Annotated in this window: 16 protein-coding genes; 7 read left to right on the top strand and 9 right to left on the bottom strand. The window is 63.2% G+C overall.

Annotation, left to right across the window (positions count from 1 at the left end; genetic code table 11):
* Window positions 1-22 precede the first annotated feature (22 nt).
* From BM116_RS11915 to trmL, 4 genes are all read left to right on the top strand, one after another.
* Entirely contained in the window at window positions 23-664 is a 642-nt protein-coding gene (locus tag BM116_RS11915) for a DUF4124 domain-containing protein (protein ID WP_169847233.1), read from the top strand.
* A gap of 310 nt (window positions 665-974) precedes the next feature.
* Window positions 975-2,054, top strand: coding sequence for a nitrogen regulation protein NR(II) (glnL, locus tag BM116_RS11910; protein ID WP_083725000.1), 1,080 nt, complete (start codon window positions 975-977; stop codon window positions 2,052-2,054).
* Window positions 2,055-2,181: 127 nt separating this feature from the next.
* The gene (gene ntrC, locus BM116_RS11905) at window positions 2,182-3,624 is read left to right on the top strand and encodes a nitrogen regulation protein NR(I) (RefSeq protein ID WP_083725002.1); all 1,443 of its coding nucleotides are present in this window, start codon (window positions 2,182-2,184) and stop codon (window positions 3,622-3,624) included.
* Between the two features lie 361 nt (window positions 3,625-3,985).
* Window positions 3,986-4,450, top strand: a complete 465-nt coding sequence (gene trmL, locus BM116_RS11900; RefSeq protein ID WP_083725004.1) for a tRNA (uridine(34)/cytosine(34)/5-carboxymethylaminomethyluridine(34)-2'-O)-methyltransferase TrmL — start codon at window positions 3,986-3,988, stop codon at window positions 4,448-4,450.
* A 171-nt stretch (window positions 4,451-4,621) separates the two neighbouring features.
* On the opposite strand, the gene BM116_RS11895 is transcribed toward trmL, so the two are convergent.
* Window positions 4,622-5,599 carry an NADPH:quinone oxidoreductase family protein gene (locus tag BM116_RS11895; RefSeq protein ID WP_083725006.1) on the bottom strand — a complete coding sequence of 326 codons (978 nt, stop codon included), beginning with the start codon at window positions 5,597-5,599 and terminating at the stop codon, window positions 4,622-4,624.
* Between the two features lie 209 nt (window positions 5,600-5,808).
* Between BM116_RS11895 and BM116_RS11890 the strand changes: the two genes are divergently transcribed.
* Entirely contained in the window at window positions 5,809-6,213 is a 405-nt protein-coding gene (locus tag BM116_RS11890) for a flagellar basal body-associated FliL family protein (protein ID WP_090475177.1), read from the top strand.
* Between the two features lie 35 nt (window positions 6,214-6,248).
* Here the strand turns inward: BM116_RS11890 and gshA are convergent, their stop codons facing one another.
* The 3 genes from gshA to BM116_RS11875 form a co-directional block, all read right to left on the bottom strand.
* Window positions 6,249-7,826 carry a glutamate--cysteine ligase gene (gene gshA, locus BM116_RS11885; RefSeq protein WP_083725010.1) on the bottom strand — a complete coding sequence of 526 codons (1,578 nt, stop codon included), beginning with the start codon at window positions 7,824-7,826 and terminating at the stop codon, window positions 6,249-6,251.
* A gap of 79 nt (window positions 7,827-7,905) precedes the next feature.
* Window positions 7,906-8,310 (bottom strand): PaaI family thioesterase, encoded by a 405-nt coding sequence (locus tag BM116_RS11880; RefSeq protein ID WP_083725012.1) that lies wholly within the window; start codon window positions 8,308-8,310, stop codon window positions 7,906-7,908.
* A 4-nt stretch (window positions 8,311-8,314) separates the two neighbouring features.
* On the bottom strand, window positions 8,315-10,645 hold the full coding sequence (locus BM116_RS11875) for a Tex family protein (RefSeq protein ID WP_083725014.1): 2,331 nt from the start codon (window positions 10,643-10,645) through the stop codon (window positions 8,315-8,317).
* A 193-nt stretch (window positions 10,646-10,838) separates the two neighbouring features.
* Here BM116_RS11875 and ompR point away from each other — a divergent pair, with 193 nt between their 5' ends.
* Entirely contained in the window at window positions 10,839-11,561 is a 723-nt protein-coding gene (gene ompR, locus BM116_RS11870; RefSeq protein ID WP_083725016.1) for an osmolarity response regulator transcription factor OmpR, read from the top strand.
* A gap of 68 nt (window positions 11,562-11,629) precedes the next feature.
* A complete protein-coding gene (locus tag BM116_RS11865) occupies window positions 11,630-12,865 on the top strand; it encodes an ATP-binding protein (RefSeq protein ID WP_235846748.1) in 1,236 nt (411 codons plus the stop codon).
* On the opposite strand, the gene BM116_RS11860 is transcribed toward BM116_RS11865, so the two are convergent.
* The 5 genes from BM116_RS11860 to BM116_RS11840 are packed head-to-tail and all read right to left on the bottom strand — an operon-like array spanning window position 12,866 to window position 23,714.
* Window positions 12,866-13,339 (bottom strand): chemotaxis protein CheW, encoded by a 474-nt coding sequence (locus BM116_RS11860; RefSeq protein ID WP_083725020.1) that lies wholly within the window; start codon window positions 13,337-13,339, stop codon window positions 12,866-12,868.
* Window positions 13,340-13,374: 35 nt separating this feature from the next.
* Window positions 13,375-14,346: a chemotaxis protein CheB gene (locus BM116_RS11855; RefSeq protein WP_083725022.1), complete on the bottom strand. Its 972-nt coding sequence runs from the start codon at window positions 14,344-14,346 to the stop codon at window positions 13,375-13,377.
* On the bottom strand, window positions 14,339-20,734 hold the full coding sequence (locus BM116_RS11850; protein ID WP_090475175.1) for a hybrid sensor histidine kinase/response regulator: 6,396 nt from the start codon (window positions 20,732-20,734) through the stop codon (window positions 14,339-14,341). Before BM116_RS11850 ends, BM116_RS11855 begins: the two co-directional genes overlap by 8 nt.
* 2 nt (window positions 20,735-20,736) lie before the next feature.
* Window positions 20,737-21,618 (bottom strand): CheR family methyltransferase, encoded by an 882-nt coding sequence (locus BM116_RS11845; protein WP_083725026.1) that lies wholly within the window; start codon window positions 21,616-21,618, stop codon window positions 20,737-20,739.
* Between the two features lie 56 nt (window positions 21,619-21,674).
* A complete protein-coding gene (locus tag BM116_RS11840; protein WP_083725028.1) occupies window positions 21,675-23,714 on the bottom strand; it encodes a methyl-accepting chemotaxis protein in 2,040 nt (679 codons plus the stop codon).
* Between the last annotated feature and the right edge of the window lie 74 nt (window positions 23,715-23,788).

The following is a 23,788-nucleotide window of genomic DNA, read 5'->3' as shown; positions in this document are numbered from 1 at the left end:
TCGTCTCAAGGAGAGCACCATCATGTCGCGCACCCTACTCACCGCCCTGTGCAGCGCTCTGCTCTGCGCCAGCCCCGCCTGGGCCGATGTGTACACCTGGACCGATGCCAACGGCAACACCGTCTACTCGGACAAGCCCAACCCCAACGCCAAACGCATCGAGGTCAGCGCGCCCAACAGCATGGAAGCGCCCAAGCCGATTCCCGCCTACGAAAACAGCAGCTCCAGCTCCAGCAGCAACAGCAGCTCCGCAGTCAGCGGCAGCTATCGGCGCCTTGAGATCACCAGCCCGGCCAACGACACCCCCGTGCGCGCAAACGATGGCAACGTGACCCTGACCGTGGCGCTGGACCCACCGCTCCGCGCCGGCCACCTGCTGCGTGCACGCGTCGATGGAGAGCTGACTGAGCAGGCCCTGCCCGGCGCGGGTCAGGGCCAAGCGGAACTGACCGTCACCAATCTGGACCGCGGCTCCCACCTGGTTGAGGCCGTGGTCACCAACAGCCAAGGTAATGAGATCAGCGCCAGCACCGGCATCACCCTGCATGTGCAACGCACCTCGCTGAACCAGCCGGGGCGCATCGGCGGCGCCAACCAGGCTCCGACTGCACCCGCCGCACCGGCCGCGCCAAACGTACCTCGCCCACCCGCCACCGGCGGCTGACCAGCACAGCCCAGATACCAGGCTGACGCAGCGCACCAATACAGTGCATACTCCCACCTGAACGCACCGCCTTGCGCACCATACTCAGGCGCGCGAGGCGACACAGCGGGCGCCCCGCTACCTTATCAGACGTTGTTGTGCTGCATTGCAGCGCAGCCTCCGCGCCAGACAATACGGGCGCTGCACCCGTTGCGTCAGCCATAAACGGCAGGCCGTCACAGAAACGGGCAGAACCAGGCGCAGTTACGCCACGGCGCGCCCCGAATTGGATCGCTTCTTGCATTTCTCTGTGCAAACCACGGATACCGCCATGCTGCCTGATCGATTTTTACGCCAGATTCTCGATAACCTGACCACCGCCGTACTGCTGCTCGATGGCGAGCTGCGCCTGAGCTTTATGAACCCGGCCGCGGAAATGCTGCTGGCGGTCAGTGGCCAGCGGGTGCATCAGCAACCGGTCGCCGACCTCTTTAGCGATACGGCTGCAGCACTGGAATCGCTGCATAACGCCGTCGAACACGGCCACCCCTTTACCAAACGTGAGGCTCAGCTGACGCTGAACAACGGCCAGAGCCTGATGGTGGATTACTCGGTCACGCCGATCATTGCCGCCAAACGCAACTGGCTGCTGATTGAGCTTTACCCGCGTGATCGCCTGCTGCGCATCACCAAGGAAGAAGCCCAGCTGTCCAAGCAGGAAGTCACCAAGGTACTGGTGCGCGGCCTGGCCCATGAGATCAAGAACCCGCTGGGCGGGATTCGCGGTGCGGCTCAGTTGCTGGCCCGCGAGCTGCCGGATGAGGCGCTGAAAGACTACACCGACGTCATCATCGAAGAAGCCGACCGCCTGCGTAATCTGGTCGACAGCATGCTCGGCCCCTACCGCCCGCCAGCCCTGCGTCCGATCAACGTGCACGAAATTACCGAACGCGTATGCAGCCTGATCGAGGCCGAAACCCAGGGCGCGCTGCGCATCAAGCGTGACTACGACCCCAGCATCCCCGATGTGCAGGCAGACCGCGAACAACTGATTCAGGCGCTGCTCAATATTGTGCGTAACGCCATGCAGGCGCTGGCCTCGGCCGGCCCGCTGGAGAAGGGCGAAATTACGCTGCGCACCCGCACCCTGCGCCAGTTCACCATCGGCCAGACCCGCTACCGCCTGGTCTGCCGCGTTGAAGTTATCGACAACGGGCCCGGCATTCCGTCGGACATAGTGGAAAGCATCTTTTACCCCATGGTCAGTGGCCGCGCCGACGGCACCGGCCTCGGCCTGTCCATCACCCAGAACATCATCAGCCAGCACCACGGCCTGATCGAGTGCGACAGCGAACCCGGACAGACCGTCTTCACCCTGTTTCTGCCATTGGAACTGGACGGGGCCGACTGACCATGCTGTGCAACCAGACACACTATCTGGACCCTATCGCGCCCGTGCAACGGCGCCTTCATGACAATCTGCCTACAACTTCAGGCGCGCGCGCCTGCCGGTAGCACCGGAACTGGAGACCCGATTTATGACCCGCTCACAGAATCGTGCCGAAAACGTCTGGATCGTCGACGACGACCGCTCCATCCGCTGGGTACTGGAGAAAGCCCTGCAACAGGAAGGCATGGAGCCCGTCGCCTTTGACAGCGCAGACGCTGCCCTGGCGCGTCTGCAGCGCCAGCATCCGGACGTTCTCATCAGCGACATCCGCATGCCCGGCACCAGCGGCCTGGATCTGCTGGCCACCGTGCGCGAGCGTTATCCGCAGCTGCCGGTGATCATCATGACCGCCCACTCGGATCTCGACAGCGCCGTTGCCTCCTACCAGGGCGGCGCCTTCGAGTACCTGCCCAAACCGTTCGACGTGGACGAGGCCGTTGCCCTGGTCCGCCGTGCGCTGGCGCATACCCACGAGCAGGAAGCGCAGAACGAAGAAACCCTGCAGACCCGCACCCCCGAGATCATCGGTGAAGCGCCGGCCATGCAGGAGGTCTTTCGTGCCATCGGCCGCCTGTCGCACTCCAACATCACTGTGCTGATCAACGGCGAGTCCGGTACCGGTAAAGAGCTGGTCGCCCACGCCCTGCACCGCCACAGCCCGCGCGCGCGCAACCCCTTCATCGCCCTGAACATGGCGGCGATTCCGAAAGACCTGATGGAATCCGAGCTGTTCGGTCACGAGAAAGGCGCCTTCACCGGCGCCGCCGTGCAACGCCGCGGTCGCTTTGAGCAAGCCGATGGCGGCACCCTGTTTCTGGATGAGATCGGCGACATGCCGGCAGAGACGCAAACCCGCCTGCTGCGCGTACTGGCTGACGGCGAGTTCTACCGGGTTGGCGGCCACACACCAATCAAGGTCGACGTGCGCATCATCGCCGCGACCCACCAGAACCTCGAAGGCCTGGTGCAGGCCGGCAAGTTTCGGGAAGACCTGTTCCACCGCCTGAATGTAATCCGCATTCATATCCCCAAGCTGTCGGAGCGTCGCGAAGACATCCCCGCACTGGCTCAGCACTTCCTCGCCCGCGCCGCCCAGGAGCTGGCCGTCGAACCCAAGGTGCTCAAGGCACAAACCCAGGATTACCTGCGCAACCTGCCCTGGCCGGGTAACGTGCGTCAGCTGGAAAACACCTGCCGCTGGATCACCGTCATGGCCTCCAGCCGTGAAGTGCTGATTGAAGACCTGCCCCCGGAAATGCTCAGTCAGCACCAGGACAGTGCGCCGGACGGGCACTGGGAGCACGGATTGCGCACGTGGGCCGATCAGGAGCTGGCCCGCGGGGTGACCAACCTGCTCGATATCGCAGTACCTGCATTCGAGCGCATCATGATCGAAACAGCCCTCAAGCACACCGCCGGCAGACGCCGCGATGCCGCGCAGTTACTGGGCTGGGGCCGTAACACGCTAACCCGCAAGATCAAGGAACTGGACATGAATGTGGACGGTTCTGACGATGACGAAAGCGAATAAAGTACACCCGGCGCAAAGCTGGCACGCTTGATGCTAAATGACTAATGGGTGTATTTGGGGTGACCTCGGTTCAGGCAGGCTGGGGTCGCCTTTTTTTATGCCTGCGATAAAAGCAGCGGCAAGCTTTAAGCCGCAAGCTACCAGCCAAGCCAAGCCAAGCCAAGCCGGCTGGAAGCTGGAAGCTGGAAGCTGGAAGCTGGAAGCAAACCCAGGCTCGGGCTTAACTCCTGAAACTGAAAGCCGTTATCTTTGGCCAACCGCCCAACACCAACACCCTCCCCTACTCGGACCGCTTCTAGCTTGCGGCTTGCGGCTTGCGGCGAGTAGCCTACCGCCTACTCCCGCCACGTAGCCGCCCACCATGTTCCATATCGCCCTGCTAGAACCCGAAATTCCGCCCAACACCGGCAATATCATTCGCCTGTGCGCCAATACCGGCTGCCAGTTGCATCTGATTGAGCCGCTTGGCTTTGAGCTGGACGACAAGCGCCTGCGCCGGGCGGGGCTGGATTATCACGAGTTTGCCGCAGTCAAAACGTATCCCAACCTCGATGCCTGTCTGCAAGCGGTAAACCCGGGTCGGGTGTTTGCGCTAAGCACCAAAGGAAAACAGGGATTCAGTGAAGTGCAGTTCGCCCCTGGCGACCTGTTTTTGTTCGGTCCGGAAAGCCGCGGCATCCCAGCTGACATCCGCGAGTCGTTGCCGACGGATCAAGTGCTGCGCATCCCCATGTTGCCGAACAGCCGCAGCCTTAATCTCTCCAACAGTGCCGCCATCTTGATCTATGAAGCCTGGCGCCAGCTGGGGTACGACGGGGCGCTGTAAGCGCCCCGGCTGGAAGCTGGAAGCTGGAAGCTGGAAGCTGGAAGCTGGAAGCTTAATCAGAGTGACTTTGAGATCAAAGGTGTCAAACCAATATCGACTCCGGTACCGCTCCGCGCAACGGCTCGAGCTGCTTCAAGCTTCAGGCCTTCAGCTTCCAGCCAAAGACCCGCATCAGCGGGTCTTTACGACCACCTTACCGACCGCTTTGCGCGAGCTGAGGATGTCCAGCGCGGCTTCGTACTCGTTCAGCTCGAAGGTCTGGGAGACCAGCGGCTTGAGTTTGCCTTCGCTGTGCCAGGCAAACAGCTGCTGGAAGTTCTCCAGGTTGGCCTGCGGCTCGCGGGCGGCAAAGGCACCCCAGAACACGCCGACGATAGAGGAGCCTTTGAGCAGCGCTAGGTTGATCGGGAACTCCGGAATACGGCCGCTGGCAAAGCCAACCACCAGCAGACGGCCTTTCCAGTTGATGCTGCGCACCGCCTGGTCAAACAGGTCGCCACCGACCGGATCGTAGATCACGTCAGCGCCCTGGCCGTTGGTCAGCTCCTTGACCGCATCCTTCAGGCTGACTTCGCTGTAATTGATCAGCTCGTCGGCGCCGGCGGCCTTGGCTACTTCCAGTTTCTCTGCGCTGGAGGCGGCGGCGATGACGCGCGCGCCCATGGCCTTGCCAATTTCAACCGCAGCCAGACCAACGCCACCAGAGGCGCCCAGCACCAGCAGGGTTTCGCCCGGCTTGAGTTCGCCACGCTGCTTGAGGGCGTGCATGGAGGTACCGTAGGTCATGCTGAAGCCGGCGGCGGTGACATAGTCCATGTCATCGGGCATCGGCAGCACGCGCATGGCGTCGGTGGCGACCTTTTCAGCAAAGCTGCCGAAACCGGTCAGGCCCATGACGCGATCGCCCACTTTCAGATGCTTGACGCTTTCGCCCACGCTGGCGACCACACCAGCGGCTTCACCACCCGGCGAGAACGGGAACGGCGGTTTGACCTGGTACTTGCCCTCGATGATCAGGGTATCGGGGAAGTTGACGCCAGCGGCGTGAATATCGATGACGACTTCGTTTTTCTTGGCGACCGGATCGGTCGTTTCTTCCAGCACCAGACTGCTGGCCGGACCGTAGGCCTTGCACAGAACCGCTTTCATTTTTATCTCCCAGGTTTGCGTGCATGAGTGACGCCAGTCTAGTCGCTTCACCGGGCTGCGGGTCAACGAATATGGTTTGAGCTGATAGCTACGCATAACATGGGCGTCGCCCCCGATGCCCCTCACGGTCGGTTATCGGGCTGCGCGGGCATTTGGCGCAGGGCGGCGGCTCGGCTATGCTGTGCCCGTATCCAAGGAGCCCTTCTGCCATGCACCTCAAAGCCCTTTTAGCCGCTCTGCTGCTGAGCGCACTGTTGCCCGCTGCCCATGCCGAAGAAGAGGAAGCCCCGCCGCCACAGGCTCAGTACGTCGAGCTCAAGCCGTCCTTTGTCGGCACCCTTGGCAGCGGACCGCGCATTCAGTATCTCAAGGCCGATGTGGCCCTGCGCACCAACGACCCGGCAGCGGTCGACAAACTGCACTACCACGACGCCCTGATTCGCAACGCCCTGGTGTTTCTGTTCAGTGCACAGCTGCCGGAAAACCTGAGCACACTGGAAGGCAAGGAGACCCTGCGTGCCGACGCGCTGGCCGCCGTGCAGCAGGTATTGGAAGAGGAAGCGGGTGATCCGCTGGTTGACGACCTGCTGTTTACCAACCTGATCGTGCAATAGGAGACGGCAGGCGCCGAGAGCGCCTGCCGTGCAGCCTAGGCAGACTGCGTCATATAGTCGGCCACAAAACGGTCAAAGCTGATCGTATCCGCCCCCTCCAGCGCAGCCTGCTCTGCCAGCGAGCTGGCCGCCTCATCGGCCATGGCCGCCTGCACAGCAGGGTCGAGCGGGCGCTCACGGAAGTAGCGGTTATGCGCCTCGGACTGGGCCAGGGCAAAGCGGAAGAAGCTGTTATCGTGCTCGGCAATCGCCGCCAGCACCCGCGCCGACGGCGTCAGGCTGGCGTCGCGCAGCTTGGCACGCTGCTGCTCCAGGCTGCTGACACAGGCGCTGCCGCCCTTGACCTGGTCCAGCAGTGCGGCGCAGCCGGCAATCTCGTCCAGCAGCGCCTCGCCCCAGCTCACCAACGTGCGTTCGTTACCACCATCGTTAAGCAGCAGGCCCGGCTCGCGGCCGCGCTTGACCGTCAGGTTGAAGTTGCTGGCCGCGTGCTCGCACTCGCTGTCGCTCAAGTCCGGGCTGTCGTTCAGTGCACAGAACAGCAGGAAGGCATCCAGGAAGTAGGCGGTCGCCGGCTCAATACCCATCGGTACGAAGGGGTCGATGTCCAGGCAGCGGACCTCGATGTATTCCACTCCGCGCTCACGCAGTGCATGCACCGGCTTCTCGCCGCTGTTGGCCACGCGCTTGGGTCGGATCGGGCTGTAGAACTCGTTCTCGATCTGCAGCAGATTGGTGTTGAGCTGCTGCCACTCGCCATTCGCGTCGTGCGTGCCCAGCTGCGCGTAGGGCTCGTAGGGCAGGCTGATTGCGTTGAGCATGCTGGCAATGTAGTTATCCAGGCTGTTGTAGCAGATGTTCAGCCCCGACTGGGCGTTGTTGTTGTAGCCCAGGTCGCTCATGCGCAGGCTGGTTGCCCAGGGCAGGTAGAGGCTGCGCTCACCCAGTGGCTCCAGGCGATGATCACGCCCCTGCAGAAAGCTCGCGCAGACCGCCGGCGAGGCGCCAAACAGGTACATCAGCAACCAGGCATAGCGGCGGAAGTTGCGAATCAGCGCAAAGTAGCGCGCCGACTGGTTGTCCTGCGCGCTCTCCTGCCCGCCCTCTTGTTCTTGCAGCAACTGCCACAGCCCCGGCGGCAGGGAAAAGTTGTAATGAATACCGGCAATGCACTGCATGGCCTTGCCGTAGCGCACCGCCAGACCGCGCCGGTAGACGTTCTTCAGGGTGCCGATATTGGAGGTGCCATACCAGGCAATCGGAATGTCCTGATCGCTGGCCGGCAGGCGGCTGGGCATGGACTCGGTCCACAACAGCTCATCGCCCAGCTGGCTGTAGGTAAAGCGGTGAATTTCGTCGAGCTGCGCGAACAGACCGTCGACACGCTGGCTCACCGGGGTAATCAGCTCCAGCAGCGCCTCGGAGTAATCCGTGGTAATACGCGGGTGGGTCAGCGCCGAGCCAAGGCCGGCAGGATGAGGCGTATGAGCCAGGCTGCCGTCAGCGGTAATGCGCAGGCTTTCCTTTTCAATACCGTGCAGACAGTCGGTCAGCAGGGGGTGCGAGGCCGGCTGCGCCAGCAGATCAAGGCGATTTCGCAGCAGTGGTGACAAGGTGTCACTCCTTAGGCAGAGTCGCTGCCGGCAAGGCAGCGATGCAGTTCAGTATAGAAAGGCCGTTAAACCCTGCCCGTCAGATGCGGGCAAAGGTACCCAGACACTTGGCAACCAGCGCGCCATCCTGCCACACCTCACCGTCTACCACTATGGTGCGGGTGCCCGCGTGCATGACCTTGCCGGTGCACTCCAGCTCACCGCCGGTGACCGCGCGGGTGTAGTTGATCTTGCACTCAATAGTGGCCGTCACTTCATGCGGCTCCAGCACGCTGAACGCGGCTGCGCCCATGGCCGAGTCCAGCAGGGTAAAGACCACCCCGCCGTGCGCCCGCCCGGTGGAGTTGAAGTGCTTGTCCTCAATCGCCAGGCGCAGGGTGCACTGACCACGCTCAATCGCCGTGAACTCGATGCCGACCAGGGCGGTGAAGGCACTGCTGCGCTGCGCGGAAAAGGCCGCCAGCGCTGGATGCAAGTCGCTCATGCTGTCACTTCTTCTTCAGGTTCTTGGCGTTGGCAAACAGGTTGGCAAAGGTGCCAGTGCTGCTGGCCTGACCGGGTTTGCCGTTACCGCTACCGTTGCCACGGGGGGCGTTGTTGCGACCGCGCGACCGCTCACCGGCAGTGCGCTCACTGGCGGGTTGAGGCTTGTCATCCATGCGCATGGTCAGGCTGATACGCTGACGGGGAATATCCACCTCCAGCACCTTCACCTTGACGATATCACCGGCCTTGACCACGTCGCGCGGGTCCTTGACGAACTGCTGCGAGAGCATGGAGATGTGCACCAGACCATCCTGATGCACGCCGATGTCAACAAAGGCGCCAAAGTTGGCGACGTTGGTGACCACGCCCTCCAGCGTCATGCCAGGCTTGAGATCCTTGAGGCTTTCCACGCCCTCCTGAAACTCCGCCGCCTTGAACTCGGGGCGCGGGTCGCGGCCCGGCTTGTCCAGTTCACGCAGCACGTCGGTGATGGTCGGGATACCAAAACGCTCGTCGGTATAGCGCGCCGGCTCCAGCTTACGCAGAAAGGTCGAATCACCAATCAGGCCGCGCACATCGCGCCCGGTGTCACCGGCGATGCGCTCAACCAGCGGATAGGCTTCCGGGTGCACGGCCGAGGCATCCAGCGGGTTGTCGCCGTTCATTACCCGCAGGAAGCCGGCGGCCTGCTCAAAGGTTTTTTCGCCCAGACGGCTGACCTTGAGCAACTCCCGGCGATTGCGGAACGCGCCATTGCTGTCGCGATAATCGACGATGTTCTGGGCAATGCTCGGGTTGAGGCCGGAGACGCGGGTCAGCAGGGCGGCAGAAGCGGTGTTCAGATCCACGCCAACAGCGTTTACGCAATCTTCCACCACGGCGTCCAGACCACGGGCCAGCTTCACCTGGGAGACGTCGTGCTGGTACTGCCCCACGCCGATGGCCTTGGGTTCAATTTTTACCAGCTCGGCCAGCGGGTCCTGCAGGCGGCGGGCAATGGAGACCGCGCCACGATAGGTAACATCCAGGTCCGGGAATTCGCGGGCCGCCAGTTCGGAGGCGGAGTACACCGAGGCGCCCGCCTCGGAGACCATGACCTTCTGCATGGTTTGGCCGCTACACAGCTTGATCAGGTCTGCCGCCAGCTTGTCGGTCTCACGCGAGGCCGTGCCGTTGCCCACGGCAATCAGGCTGACCTGGTGCTTGCTGCACAGGGCGGCCAGAGTTGCGAGGGATCGATCCCAGTCATTGCGCGGCGCATGCGGGAAGATGGTCGCGGTATCCAGCAGCTTGCCGGTGGCATTCACCACGACCACCTTGACGCCGGTACGCAGCCCCGGGTCCAGCCCCAGGGTGACGCGCTGGCCGGCCGGGGCCGACAGCAGCAGATCTTTCAGGTTGCTGGCAAACACGCGAATGGCTTCGTCTTCGGCGGCCTCGCGCAGCTCGCCCAGCAGTTCGGTTTCCAGATGGCCCAGCAGCTTCACCCGCCAGGTCCAACGCACCACTTCATTCAGCCAGCGGTCGGCGGCACGGCCCTGATTGCTGATGCCCACGGTCTCGGCAACCAGGCCTTCGCAGGGATGCAGGCTGCCCGGCGCCGGCTCGGCGTCACCCAGCTCCAGGGCAATGCTCAACACGCCCTCGTTGCGGCCACGCAAAATCGCCAGCGCGCGGTGCGAGGGCACCTTCTTCAGCGGCTCATCGTATTCGAAATAGTCGGCAAACTTGGCGCCTTCCTGCTCCTTGCCGGCAACCAAACGCGAAGCCACGCGGCCATCTTCACGCAGTGCGCTACGCAGACGCTCCAGCAGGCTGGCGTTCTCGGCAAAGCGTTCCATAAGGATGTACTTGGCGCCGTCCAGCGCCGCCTTGACGTCAGCCACACCCTTGTCGGCGTCGACAAAGGCCGCGGCCTGCTGCTCGGGATCAAGGGTCGGATCATCAAACAGAGCGTCGGCGAGCGGCTCCAGACCGGCCTCAATGGCAATCTGGCCCTTGGTGCGGCGCTTGGGCTTGTAGGGCAGGTACAGGTCTTCAAGGCGGGTTTTGGTGTCGGCCTCGCGGATATCGCGCTCCAGCTCTGGGCTGAGCTTGCCCTGCTCGGCGATGCTCGACAGCACCGCACTGCGGCGGTCTTCCAGCTCACGCAGATAACGCAGGCGCTCTTCCAGATAACGCAACTGGGTGTCGTCCAGACTGCCGGTTACCTCCTTGCGATAACGGGCAATAAACGGAACGCTGGCCCCCTCGTCCAGCAGGGCGACCGTTGCGGCGACCTGCTCGGGACGGACCGTCAGCTCGCTGGCGATGCGCGCGGCAATACTCTGCATGGTGAGACACTTCCACTGATAGCTAAAACTGGCCGGGCAGTATAACCGAGACAAGGCATTCTGGTCGGCCCCCATCAAGCGGCTGGATGATGCCTGCATAACAGGGTAAAAAGAAACCTCTTGTAACAATGGCCAGCCCGCAAGTCACGGGGCCTGGTTCACAATGCCAGCTCATCAATCCAGGTAGGTATCCATGACAGGCGAAGGCGAAAAAATCCTGATTGTCGATGACGACGTACGACTGCGGCGGCTGCTTGAGCGCTTTCTCGGCGAGCAGGGGTACCGCGTCAGGGCGGTTGAAGATGTTGCCCAGATGGACCGTCTGCTGGCCCGCGAGATCTATTCGCTGATCGTGCTCGACCTGATGCTGCCCGGCGAAGACGGCATGAGCGCATGCGCTCGCCTACGCGCCGAGGGCAACACCACACCCATCATCATGCTGACCGCCAAGGGCGACGAGACCAGCCGCATTCAGGGGCTGGAAATCGGCGCCGACGACTATCTGCCCAAACCCTTCAACCCGCGTGAACTGGTCGCGCGCATGAAGGCCGTGTTGCGCCGCCAGGCGCCGCAGGTACCGGGTGCGCCCAGCGCCGACGATGACCAGGTCAGCTTTGGTGAATTCAGGCTCAATCTGGCCACCCGCGAGCTGACCCGCGGCGACGAGGTCAACATGCTGACCACCGGCGAGTTTGCCGTGCTCAAGGCGCTGGTGCGCCACCCGCGTGAACCGCTGACCCGGGACAAGCTGATGCAACTGGCCCGTGGCCGCGAGTGGGATGCCCTGGAGCGCTCGATTGACGTGCAGATTTCTCGCCTGCGCCGCATGCTGGAGCCCGACCCGTCCAAGCCACGCTATATCCAGACCGTATGGGGCGTGGGTTACGTCTTTGTTCCGGACGGCCAGGGTACGTGAAGGGCGGTCCCGGCTGGCACCCACTGCTGCCACGCAGTTTCTTCGGTCGAACCATCTTGCTGGTACTCATGGTCACCCTGTTCTCACAGGTGCTGACCCTGTTATACCTGCTGAGCAACGAAGACCTGCTGGTGGACCGTCAGTACAGTCACGGCACTGCGATGCTGGTCCGTGCCTATTGGGCCAGCGGCCCGGCCGCGCGCCATGACATCGAGGAAATGACCGGTATCCGCGTGATGGTGCCCGAGCAGGTCCCCCAGGGTGAGGTGCACTGGCCCTACTCCGGCATCTTCACCCACCAACTGCGCGACGAACTGGGCGACCAGACCGAGGTGCGGGTGCAAACTCAAAATCAGCCGGCGGTCTGGATTCATCAGCCGATCTACGGCAACTACTGGCTAAAAGTGCCGCTCTACGCCCACCCGCTGCGCGGCCAGCGCGTCTGGCTGGTGGTGACCTGGCTGGTGCTGATCGGCATGCTGTCCACCGCCGCCGCCTGGCTGCTGGTGCGCCAGCTCAACCACCCACTGAAAATGCTTGAACGCGCCGCCCAGCGTATCGGTCGCGGCCAGACCGTGCGCCTGCTGGACACCAGCGGGCCGTCGGAGATCTCCGAGGTGTATCGGGCCTTCAACCAGATGTCGCAGGATGTCGAACAGGCCAACCGCGATCGCACCATGCTGTTGGCCGGGGTCTCCCACGACCTGCGCACCCCGCTGACTCGCATGCGCCTGTCGAGTGAACTGCTGTCCGATGCCGAGCCGGAACTGACCGACGGCATGATCCGCGATATCGAGGACATGGACGCGATTCTTGAGCAGTTCATGAGTTATATCCGCGACGGCAGCGCCGAACCCACAGAAGACGCCGACATCAACGAGCTGATTCGTGAGGTGGTTGCGCCACTGAACAGCAACGGCGAGGTGGTACGCCTGTGCCTGGCCGAGGTGCCGCACCTGACCCTGCGCCGGCTATCGATGAAACGGGTGCTGATCAATCTGATCGACAATGCCCTGGTGCACGGCGGCAGCGGTGTGGAGGTGTGTACCTATCTGCACAATCAGGACGGCCAACGACTGCTGACGGTCAGCGTGCTGGATCGCGGGCCTGGGGTTGAAGCGCTGGAAAACGATGCCCTGTTCAGCCCCTTCATCCGTGGCGATCAGGCCCGCTCGACCAAGGGAACCGGCCTGGGCCTGGCCATCGTCAAGCGCATTGCCGACAGCCATGGCGCCCGCGTGCAGTTGCTGAACCGGGTAGACGGCGGCACCGAGGCGCGCCTGAGCTTTGTGCTGCCGGCCTGATCAGGACGCGCGGCGCAGCAGGCCCGCCTGCTCCAGCGCGCGCTCAACCGCGAGCAAGTCAGGAATCAGCAGCGGCTGCGGCTCGTCACTGACGGTGACCCGCTGCAGCTGGTAGCTGGCAGGGCCATCAAGCGTCTGCAGCTCATCGCGCAGCAATTTGCGCGAGCGTGGAATACCCCAAACCCGCAGTCCGATGAAGTGTATTCCGCTGTCGCCCAAGGCATTGAGGATCAGGGTACGCGGCTGGGCCCCTTCTGCCGGCTCGCCACCGAAGGCGCGCAGGGCATCCAGATCGACCATGGGCACCGGCTGATCACGCCATTGGGTCCAGCCCAAAAACCACTCCGGCCCCTGATTGGCTGCCTGGCTCAAGCGATAGCCTACCAGCTCGGCCACCGCCACGTTCGGCAGCAGCAGCGGATCGTTCAGCAATGGCACGATCAGACCGTTGATACTCTCCAGCGCCTCAGACATTGCGCCCTTCTCCCTTACTGCCTTGATTGGTTGCTCTAGCCGGCCAGTGCCGACCACTCCTGCCGCAGCCAGTGCTGCAGCGCCTGCGCCAGTTGTTGCGGAGTACCCTGACGCTGACTGAACCCGGCAGCCTGCACGGCGCCCGGCATGGTCGCACAGGCGGCACTGGCGGTGTCCTGGGTCCAGACTTCGATGCCCTGGCGACGCATGCGACCGCAGGCTTCAACACCATCTTCACCCATACCACTGAAGATGATTGCACCGCAGGCCGGACCGAAACCATCACACACGGCATCCAGTACGGTGGCAATAGAGGGCCGGTAAGGCCCGGGCCAAGGGGCATCGCTCAGCAACACCTCGCCGTCAGAGCCAAAGCCCAGGCTGCGCGCAATAGGCGCAACCAGCACTTCACCGGCCTGCAGCTGCGCACCCGGCTGACAGTTAAGGATGCGCCAGTCATTTTGGCGCCCCAGTATCTGCGGCAGCTGCTGCTCAAATCCGGCGTCGATATGCTGTGCGTAGATAAAGGCCACCGGCAGGTCGGCCGGCAGGCAATCCAGGAACTGCTTGACCGCAGCAGGCCCACCCAGCGACGCCCCCAGCACCCAGACGCACGGGCGCTGCGGTGCGTTTACCGAGGGCAGCAGCGGCGCGGGCAGCACCGGTGCCTGGCCACCGGCCGGCTCGCCCAGCAGCGGCAGCAGCTTGCCGTACAGGCGGCGCTGCCAGCGGGGATACTCTTCGCTGCCCAGCTCGGGGATTTCTCCCGCCCCCAGCAGCACCGGCGCACTGCTGTGCTCCAGCAACCAGTCGGCCAGCGGCGATTCCTCGGCCAACTCCAGCAACCAGGCGTCGGTACTCACCTGTGCCAGCTCGCCCGCCGTCAGCCCGGCCGGGTCATCGGCGAACACCACCGCGTAGCCGAACTCGCCCAACACGCGGGCCAACTGCTGACGCTTGCCGGGGTTACCGGCCAGCAGCGCTATTGCCGCGGCGCGGTCAGTCACCCGTTGCTACCAGCCCGGCAATGACCTCCAGCAACTGCGCTTCCTGATACGGCTTGCCAAGGTACTCGTTGACCCCGATCGACAGCGCTCGCTCACGGTGCTTCTCGCCGGTACGCGAGGTAATCATGATGATCGGCAACTGCGACAGACGCTCGTCATGGCGTACCAGCGTGGCGACCTCAAAGCCGTCCATGCGCGGCATTTCGATGTCCAGCAGCATTATGTCCGGGGTGATGTCCTGCAGCTTGGCAATGGCATCCACCCCGTCCTTGGCTGTTACCACCTCCATGCCGTTACGCTCCAGCAGGCGCGTGGTGACCTTGCGCACGGTAATGGAATCGTCCACCACCATGACCAGGGTCGGCCGCTCCTCGGCGTAGTCGGCTTCGCTGGCACGGTCTACGGCCAGCTGCTGCTGCGCGTGCAGCGCCTGCTGGGCACGAATCACCGCCAGCAGATCAAGAATCACCACTACGCGGCCATCCCCGAGGATGGTCGCACCGGAAATACCCGGCACCACGGCAAACTGCTTGCCGAGGTTTTTCACTACAATCTCCCGCGAACCAGCCAGGGCATCGACCTGCACCGCAACGCTGTGCTCTGCGCCGCGCACCAGAATGACAGGCAACGGCAGGCTGTGGCCGGTGAGCTTGGGCTGCTGGCCGGTGACCAGCAGGTCGCCCAGATAACGCAGGTCATAGGTCTTGCCGGCGTACTCAAAGGGCGGCGCATCCGGCGCGTAATAGGCTTCCAGCTCATAGCCGGAGACCCGCACGATACCCTCGATGGTATTCAGCGGAATGGCATACAGATCTTCGCCGGAGTAGACCATCAACGCACGGTTGACAGACACGGTAAACGGCAGACGAATCACAAAGGTGGTGCCCACGCCCTGCTCGGTGCTCAGGGTCATGTTGCCGCCCAGCTGCTTGACCTCGGCGTTGACCACATCCATGCCCACGCCACGCCCGGAGATCTGAGTGACCGTCTCGGCGGTGGAGAAGCCAGCCTCCAGGATGTATTGCAGAACCTGCTGATCGGTCAGCTCGGCATCGGCGTCCAGCAGCCCGCGCTCAATCGCCTTGTTGCGCACGGCATCCATACGGATACCCGCACCGTCATCCTGCAGCGTCAGCACAATCTCGCCGCCTTCGCGCGCCAGATCCAGCCAGATACGACCCTCGGCCTGCTTACCGGCCTGTGCACGATTGGCCGGCATCTCGATACCGTGGTCCACCGAGTTACGCAGCATGTGCTCCAGCGGCCCGATCATACGCTCGAGTACGCTACGGTCCATTTCGCCTTCGGCGTTGCCGACGACCAGTTCGACCTGCTTGCCGAGCTCACCGGCCACCTGCCGAACAACGCGACGCAGGCGCGGCAGCAAACGCTCGAAGGGCACCATGCGCGTGCGCATCAGACCTTCCTGCAGCTCGGTGTTGACGCGCGCCTGCTGCAACAGCAGGGTTTCGGCGTCGCGGCTCTTGGTGGCCAGGGTCTCTTTCAGGTCCAGCAAGTCAGAGGCGGACTCGAACAGCGAGCGCGACAGCTGCTGCAGCTGCGAGTACTGGTCCATTTCCAGCGGGTCGAAATCCTCATAGCCCGCGCCCACTTCATCTTGGTGGCGCGACAGAATCTGCGCCTGGGTTTCCATGTCGAGCCGGCGCAACTGGTCACGCACACGCTCAATGGTGCTTTCAACGTCTTCGAGCAGATGACCAACATCGCTCACCTGCTGCTCGATACGGCCACGGAAAATGGAGGTTTCGCCAGCCAGGTTGACCAGCTCCTCCAGCAGGTTGGCCGATACCTTGACGCTTTCCTGGCTGCTGCTGCGTTTGCCGCTGCTATCGCCAGCGCCCTGACTGCTGGCCTCCATGGCCTCGCGCAGCATGCCATTGACCTCGGCCAGCGATGGCCCCTCGGCGACCACAGCCGTTGCTGCCGGCGCGGGCATGGGCTGCGGGGCCGCCACCGGCGCAGTCACCGGCGACCAGTCGGCACCCGCCGCCAGCGCATCGACCGCCTGCTCCAGTGCGGACAACTGAGCACTGTCTGCGCGTTCCTCGTGCAGCGCGGCTTCCAGCTGCCTGGCCTGATCGGCCAGCGCCTGCTGACCGGCGAGACGGGCACTGCCCTTGAGGGTTTCGATACGGTGCAGCAGATTCGCTGCCGCAGCAGGGTCATCGCCAAGCTCGAGCAACAATGTTTGACACGGCGCCAGCAGCTCGCGGGCCTCTTCGACAAACATGGCCAGCATGCCCGGCAGCGCAGGGCTGGCCGGCGCTGCGGCCTCAGCTGACACAGGCTCGGGCGCCGCTGGCGCTGGCTCGGTACCCGCGCCCGGCAGCACGGGTTCCTGATCGGGGTGTTTACGGAAGCCATTGATCACGGCGATAAGGGCCGCGCCGTCACTGATGGGACGACCAGCCACCACACCCTCAACCATATCGGCGAGGGCATCGTGACAGGCGTGCAACAGAGCAATCAGCGCCTGACTGGGCTGATAGCGCTGGTCGCACAGGCCTTCGTAGACAAATTCCATTTCATGGGCCAAGTCGCCCACCGGGCGGATTTCGGCCATGCGCGCGCCACCCTTGAGGGTGTGCAGATCACGCTGCAATGCCTCGACCGCGATGGTATTGCCGGTGTCGGCAATCCACTGCTGCAGGCTGGCCGCAGCGCTGTCGATAATCTCCTGGGCTTCTTCCAGGAAGATGTCGACCAGCTCGGCATCGGTGCCGGCCTGGGCCGGATTCCAGGTGCCGCTGGCAGGCAGGCTTGCAGCAGCGCTGGCCGGCGCCGATTCCGGGGCAGCATCAACCGCGCCGGGAATCAGCGCCTGCAGCGCCTGCAGCTCACGGGTGGCAGGCAGCAGGTGCTGATGCGCTGCAACCTGATCCATCATGCCGATCAGGCGTTCGTGTCCATCCGCCAGTGCCTGCAATACCGGCTCGTCAAGCAACAATAGCTCGCTGTGCAGGCGTTCATGTACCTGCTGCAGGGTATCGGCCAATTGCTCCAACGGGCCGAGTTCAACCTCGCCGGCAACCTCCGCCAATGCGCCCAGGCTGTGGGCCAGGGCGTCGCTGTCGAGTTCGATCGGCGTCTCCGGCTGGCGCATCGTCAGGTCATCACTGACGTCCAACAGCAAATCGATACCTTCGGTCAGGAAGATAGACATCAGGTCGGCGCTGTCCGGAGCGTCCAGCTCGCCACGCGCAGTCTCGCGTGCCATCAGGCCTTGCTGATGCAGTTGCTGCAGGCGCTGCAGCAAGTCGTCGGTGCCAGCAATCGGTGCATGCGGGTCGTACGCCAGTTGCTGCAGGCCCTGTTCGAACAGGGTCACCGCATCGGTCAGCAACTCGACCAGTGCGGCGTCGGCTGACACCAGATTGGCCTTGAACTCCTTGCACAGTTTTTCCAGCGGGCTGGCCAGCACGGCGATCGGCTGGACGCCGGCCATGTGCGCGCTGCCCTTGAGCGTGTGCAGGGCACGCTGCAACGCGTCGCTAAGCGCGCGCGGCAGGCCATAGTCGCGGCACTCGCCCAGATACGCGTTGATCTGGTCGATATGCGTACGGGTTTCGTTGCGGAAGATTTCCAGCAGCACCGGGTCCATGCCACCGGCAGCAGCGGGCTCTGGCTCTGGCTCTGGCTCTGGCTCTGGCTCTGGCTCTGGCTCTGGCTCTGGCTCTGGCTCTGGCGACAGGGTGTCCTCGGCGGGAGCAAAGTCAAGCGGGGCGCCTTCCTCGGCAGCGGGCAGATCCTCGCTCCAGTCCTGCGCCTGCGGCGTCTGCTCGAGGGGCTCGTCGGCGTCGGTGCTGTCGGCCTCGGCCGGCAGCACATCCTCCAGCGCCTTAACGTCCAGCGGCTGAAGCTCCATCCAGTCTTCGCCGGCTTCGGCTTCGGCTTCGGCTTCGGCTTCGGTAATCAGTGTGTCCTCAGCAGGCGCCGCGTCAAGCATTTCCGGCTCACCGGCCTCGACCGGCAGGGCATCCAGCGTCGGCGTTTCACCACGTGCCAACGCATCGGCGGCGGCGGCCAGGCGCTCGACGTCCGGCAGCGGACGCTGCTGGCCAGCGGCGAAATGTTCGACCAGCTGCGGCATCAAGGCGCGCACTTCGTTGACTGCCCTGAACAGCTCTGAGCTGGTGGAAATGCTGCGGTCTATTACCCGGTTGAGCATATTCTCGACCGACCACGCCAGCTCGGCCAGCACACCAGCCTGCACCATGCGGCCACTGCCCTTGAGGGTGTGGAAGGCACGGCGTACTTCACCCAGCGCCTTGGCATCGTCTACATCGGCTTGCCATTGCGGAGTGAACTCGCTGAGGGTCTCCAGCACTTCGCCAGCTTCTTCAACAAAGATCTCTACCAGTTCGGGGTCAAGTTCGTCTTCGTCGTCGCTGCCTTCGGTCAGCGCATCAGCGCGGCTGATCTCGGCGGGCGCCTGGACTGGCTCAACCTGGGGCTGCGGTGCGGCCTCCGGCTGCACGTCCTGCTCTGGCTCTGGCTCTGGCTCTGGCTCTGGCTCTGGCTCTGGCTCTGGCTCTGGCTCTGGCTCTGGCTCTGGCTCTGGCTCTGGCGCGACAGTGTCATCCTGCAGAGGCTCCAAGGCCAGCGGCTCGTCAGCCTCAGGCTCGTCCTGCTCAACCTGTTCGGGCTCAGCGGCCACTTCGTCGGGCAGTTGTTCGGGGTGGTAACCGAGCAAGCGCAAACGCCCTTCGGCGACATCCAGAATGCTGTCGCCGCGATCGGCGTCGTCTTCCGCCAGGCGCTCAAGGTAATAATCGATACTGGTAATGACGTCGGCCAACGCATCCAGCGCCGTCCAGTCCGGCACCTGCTTGCGGGCAATCAGTTGTTCGCGGATATAGCGGCGGCAAGCGGCGACATCCTCGGCGGCGCGGGCCAGCGGTACCATAGACAGGCCGCCGCGCACGCTGGTGAGCAGCTCATCAATGGGCTCAAGCTGACGATGGTCCCACTGGTTGGCAATAAAGGCGTTGATGGCTTCGCGGGTTTCTTCCAGCGCGTTACGCGCCTCCTGCACCACCAGTTGGTGCACCTGTGCGATGTCCTGCGCAGCGGCCAGGCGCTGCATGTCGCCATCCAGGCCATCACCCTGCTCGTTACGCTCCAGACCGAGAATGCCCTGCAGGCTGGCTTCGACGTACAACATGCCGCCAGCCACATCCATCAGCGCGGCATCAGTCATGGCCGACTCGCCGCTGACCAGACGCCCGACCTGCTCGATCTGCTCCAGCAGCACCCGGCGCGGTTGCCCCAGGCCAAGCATGGCCAGTGTATCGGCAATACGCTTCATGACCGGCTGCAGCGTCTCCAGGCCGTCAAGCTGTGAGCGATCGCCACGTACAAACAGGTCAAGCTGATCCTTGACCTGCAACAGCTCTTCACCCAGCGCCAGGGCCACCGACTGCATGGCCTCGCGATCCGGTCCGACCAGGCGGTCGCCGGCGGCGCGCTGCTCGTCGGTCCAGGCTCCCTTGAGCTGATAACGTTCTTTCAGTGCATCCAGACGCGGGCTGCCGTCGGCACTTTTGGCCACGTAAAACAGCAGGTTACGCAGCAACTCACGCGGCGGGTTGCTTTGCAGTGCACGGGCACCGCCGGCCTTGAGTTGACGCAGCTCCTGGTCAGCCTGGCGAAGCAACTGGCGCACTGCCGCACCGTTTTCAATGCTGCCCAGCTCAAGCCCCTCGGCCACACCGGCAAAAATCGACCAAAGCCGTGCGTAGGGGGCGCCCTTGCACAGGGTTTCAAGACGGGCAAAGACATTGCGCAGGTGGCGGCTGTTGAGCGCCACGTCCTGGCCGCGAATCACACCCGCCTGTGCCATCTGCAGGGCCTGACGCAGCTTGCGCAGCTGCAGCACGTTCTGCTCGCTGCTCAGATCCGCCAGCTCGGCTTCGGCGGCCGGCGCGTCGGTGTTTTCCAGTTCCGGACTGAACAGCGCATTTTCCGACAGTAGCTTGTCACCGCGGGCGGTGCGCATGTCGTTGAGCAGGGGCAGCAGGACCATGGGCAGGTCACGCCGGCCCGTCTGCACCCGGTCCAGATAGGCTGGCATCTGCAGGATGGCCTGCATGAGGATTTCCAGCGCTTCGCCCTCACGGCTGACGCTGCCATTCATCAGGGCCTGGGCCAGTTGTTCCATTTCCTCGGCGAGCAGCGCTGCGCCGTAAAACTCGACCATCTGCAGCGTGCCGTGCACCTGATGGATATAGGTCAGGCAAAAGCGCAGACGGGTCGAGTCCTCAGGGTTATCGACAAAGGCTTCCAGCGCCTGTCGCGCCTGATTTAGCGTTTCGGATATCTCGCCCTTGACCCAGTCAAGCGCGACATAATCATGCCGATCACCCATAGTCACTCCAGACGTTCAATGCTATCCCGGCGCACATAGGCCTGTACCTGATCATCAGGCAAACGCTCGAGCAGGGGATTGTTCCAGTCCATGATTTCACCCAATCCGATTACCAGCATGCCACCCGGAGCCAGGCGTCTGGCCAGCAGGTTCAGCAGGTCGCGACGACGCCAGCGACGGAAGTAGATGAGCAGGTTCTGGCAGAAGATGATATCCAGGTCCTGAATCGGAGCCTGGGCCAGTTCAAGAATGTTCAGGCGAGAAAAGCAGACCCGGTCACGCAGACCGTAGGCTACTTCGTGTTTGTCATTGGCCAGCGGCTGCAACCACTCGCGCCGCTCGCGCTCGTTCAGACCGCCCAGCCGGTGCCCGGAATAGATAGCAGTACGCCCCTGCTCCAGCGCCTTGAGGCTGATGTCGGTTGCCCAGATGCCGTAGCTGGTCTGGGCCTTGGCTTTGCGCAGACTATGCTCGGCCATCACTGCCAGCGAATAGGCCTCTTCGCCGCTGGCGCACCCCACGCTCCACAACTGCAGCGGACGATCGGCCGGGCGATTTTCCAGCAGCAGGTCGAGGTGGCGACCCACTGCGTCAAAGGACGGGCGATGCCGCATGAAGCTGGTTTCGCGCACGGTCAGGTGCTCGATCAGCGAGGACCATTCCACCGCGCCTGACGCGCCCTGAGTGACGTTCTCGTAGTAGGCCTGATAGTCGTTCAGATTGAGCGCACGCATGCGGGCGCAGAGGCTGGTCTGCAGGAAGGTCTTGCGCTGATCGCTGACGCACACGCCCGTGCGCGCTTCAAGCAGCGTCTGCCACTGCCGAAACTGCTGCGTGTCCATGTCTGGCAGCTGCTGCAGCGACCAGTTTTGCGTTGTCTGCACGTGTGACCCTCGCACTCGGCGTTTCCGGGTGGCAGTTACCTGCCACCCGATTCAGCTTAGTCGTCCTGCTGCGGCAGCGTGAAGCCGTCAACCGACTGGCGCATCGCCTCGGCCAGTTTCGCCAGCTCACCAATGCTGCGCGCCGTAGTAGTGGTACCGGCGGAGGTCTGCGAGGTGATTTCCTGAATCACGTTCATGGTGTTGGAAATGTGACCGGCTGAAGACGCCTGCTGACGCGCTGCGTTGGAGATGTTCTGAATCAACGCTGCAAGGCTGGTCGATACCTTCTCGATCTCCTCCAGTGCCACACCGGCGTCCTGCGCCAGACGAGCACCACGGACTACCTCGGAGGTCGTCTGCTCCATCGAGATAACCGCTTCGTTGGTATCGGTCTGAATGGTCTTAACCAGCGCTTCGATCTGCTTGGTTGCACCAGAGGAACGTTCTGCGAGGCGCTGTACCTCGTCCGCAACCACCGCAAAGCCTCGACCCGCATCACCGGCCATGGAGGCCTGGATCGCCGCGTTAAGTGCCAGAATGTTGGTCTGGTCGGCGATGTCGTTAATCAGGCTAACGATGTCACCGATCTCTTGGGACGATTCACCCAGACGCTTGATCCGCTTGGAGGTGTCCTGGATCTGCTCACGAATGGTGTCCATGCCAACAATGGTGTTCTGTACAACCTCGTTACCCTTGTTGGCGATGGCTACCGAGCGCTCCGCTACCGCAGCCGATTCGGAGGCGTTGGCCGATACCTGGTCAATGGAGACCGCCATTTCATTTACCGCCGCCGAGGCGCCGGCAATTTCCTGCGCCTGGTGCTCGGAGGCCTCGGCCAGATGCATCGCGGTACCCTGGGTATCCTGGGCCGCCTGTTCTACTTCCTGGGCGGTGGCGTTGATCGTCTCTACCAGCGCGCGCAGTTGGTCGATGGACTCGTTGATGGAGTCGGCGATGGCACCGGTAAAGTCCTCGGTTACCGTCGCCTGGGCGGTGAGGTCACCGTCGGCCAGGTCTCCGATCTCATCAAGCAGACGCAGAATCGCCGCCTGGTTACGCTCGTTCTTTTCACGGGTTTCGGCCAGACGCTCACGGGTATCGCGAGTCAGCTGAATACCGATCAGCAGCAGACACAGGAAAGCAACCGCCGCCAGCACATAACCCAGCAAGCTGTTGGCAACGCGCGAATCTGCGCGGCTTTCAAAGCCCTGCGCCAGCTCAGACAGGTTGTCGAGCATCAGCTGCGAGCCGGAGAAGATTTCGTTGGCTGCGGTACGTACCTGATACAGCTCGGGAGAGGTCAGCAGAATCTGATCAACCGAGTCCGATACATAACGGAACAGCGACTGAATTTCCTGCAGTCGGCTGGCCGCGTCCGGGTCGGTTACGGCGGCGATGCCAATGCTGGGGTTACCTTCCAGCATGCCCTGCAGTACGCGACCGAACAGGCTGGCGTCACGGCCGAAGCTGTCCGCTGCCATGACCGCATCCTCGTCACCTTCAAGTACCCGGTTAACCGAGCCGAGAATCCGCTCTGCCAGCAGCGACTGGCGCTGGGCAATGGCAACCTGGTCAGCGGGCGCGCCGCTGGCAATCAGCACGTCTACCACGTCCTCGTACTCGACCTGCAATTGCGGCACGGTATCGGACAGGGTGGTTGCTACCTCATGCAGCGACAGTACCGTGGTCTGGCTGGCCAGAATCGCGTCAGCATTGCCGCGCATGCGATCCCAGTCGGCCTGCACCTTAGCCTGCTGCGCCTGCAGGCTGTCAGGCATCGGTGGCAGGTTGGCAGACGGGTCACCATGGACCAGATAGTCCCAGCGTTGCTGGAAGTCGTTACGCGCTGCCAGCAGCAGGCCAAAGGCCTCCGGCGTACCGGTTGCCGCCTCGGTGGCCGACTTGGAAATCTCCTGCGACAGTACGCGCAGCTCACCGGCGTGACCGATGTACTCGGTGTCACGCGAGCTTTGGGTGTTCAGGTAAAAGAAGTTGGCGATCAGCAGTACCAGCGAAACTACCAGTACGGCACCCAGACCCAGGACCGTGCGGTTGCTTCGCAAGGAAGACAGCGTCTGTGTATCAATTATCTTCATAAGACTGGCCCCTACCTGGCCTACGGCTGTTATTACTGGCTACATGCTCCTGTCGCGGTAGCGGTCAGGCCGCC

The sequence above is a fragment of the Halopseudomonas pachastrellae genome, from assembly GCF_900114765.1.
Classification (GTDB): Bacteria; Pseudomonadota; Gammaproteobacteria; order Pseudomonadales; family Pseudomonadaceae; genus Halopseudomonas; species Halopseudomonas pachastrellae.
The sequence above is the reverse complement of the archived record's forward strand: the minus strand, read 5'-3'. Positions and strand labels throughout refer to the sequence as shown.

Bases quoted from the DNA above. Each gene is read 5' to 3' on its own strand.
- BM116_RS11875 (WP_083725014.1), bottom strand. From the start codon at position 10,645: ATGCAGAGTATTGCCGCGCGCATCGCCAGCGAGCTGACGGTCCGTCCC.
- BM116_RS11880 (WP_083725012.1), bottom strand. From the start codon at position 8,310: ATGAGCGACTTGCATCCAGCGCTGGCGGCCTTTTCCGCGCAGCGCAGC.
- BM116_RS11865 (WP_235846748.1), top strand. From the start codon at position 11,630: ATGGTCACCCTGTTCTCACAGGTGCTGACCCTGTTATACCTGCTGAGC.
- glnL (WP_083725000.1), top strand. From the start codon at position 975: ATGCTGCCTGATCGATTTTTACGCCAGATTCTCGATAACCTGACCACC.
- BM116_RS11890 (WP_090475177.1), top strand. From the start codon at position 5,809: ATGCACCTCAAAGCCCTTTTAGCCGCTCTGCTGCTGAGCGCACTGTTG.
- BM116_RS11915 (WP_169847233.1), top strand. From the start codon at position 23: ATGTCGCGCACCCTACTCACCGCCCTGTGCAGCGCTCTGCTCTGCGCC.
- ompR (WP_083725016.1), top strand. From the start codon at position 10,839: ATGACAGGCGAAGGCGAAAAAATCCTGATTGTCGATGACGACGTACGA.
- BM116_RS11850 (WP_090475175.1), bottom strand. From the start codon at position 20,734: ATGGGTGATCGGCATGATTATGTCGCGCTTGACTGGGTCAAGGGCGAG.
- BM116_RS11860 (WP_083725020.1), bottom strand. From the start codon at position 13,339: ATGTCTGAGGCGCTGGAGAGTATCAACGGTCTGATCGTGCCATTGCTG.
- BM116_RS11895 (WP_083725006.1), bottom strand. From the start codon at position 5,599: ATGAAAGCGGTTCTGTGCAAGGCCTACGGTCCGGCCAGCAGTCTGGTG.
- BM116_RS11840 (WP_083725028.1), bottom strand. From the start codon at position 23,714: ATGAAGATAATTGATACACAGACGCTGTCTTCCTTGCGAAGCAACCGC.
- ntrC (WP_083725002.1), top strand. From the start codon at position 2,182: ATGACCCGCTCACAGAATCGTGCCGAAAACGTCTGGATCGTCGACGAC.
- trmL (WP_083725004.1), top strand. From the start codon at position 3,986: ATGTTCCATATCGCCCTGCTAGAACCCGAAATTCCGCCCAACACCGGC.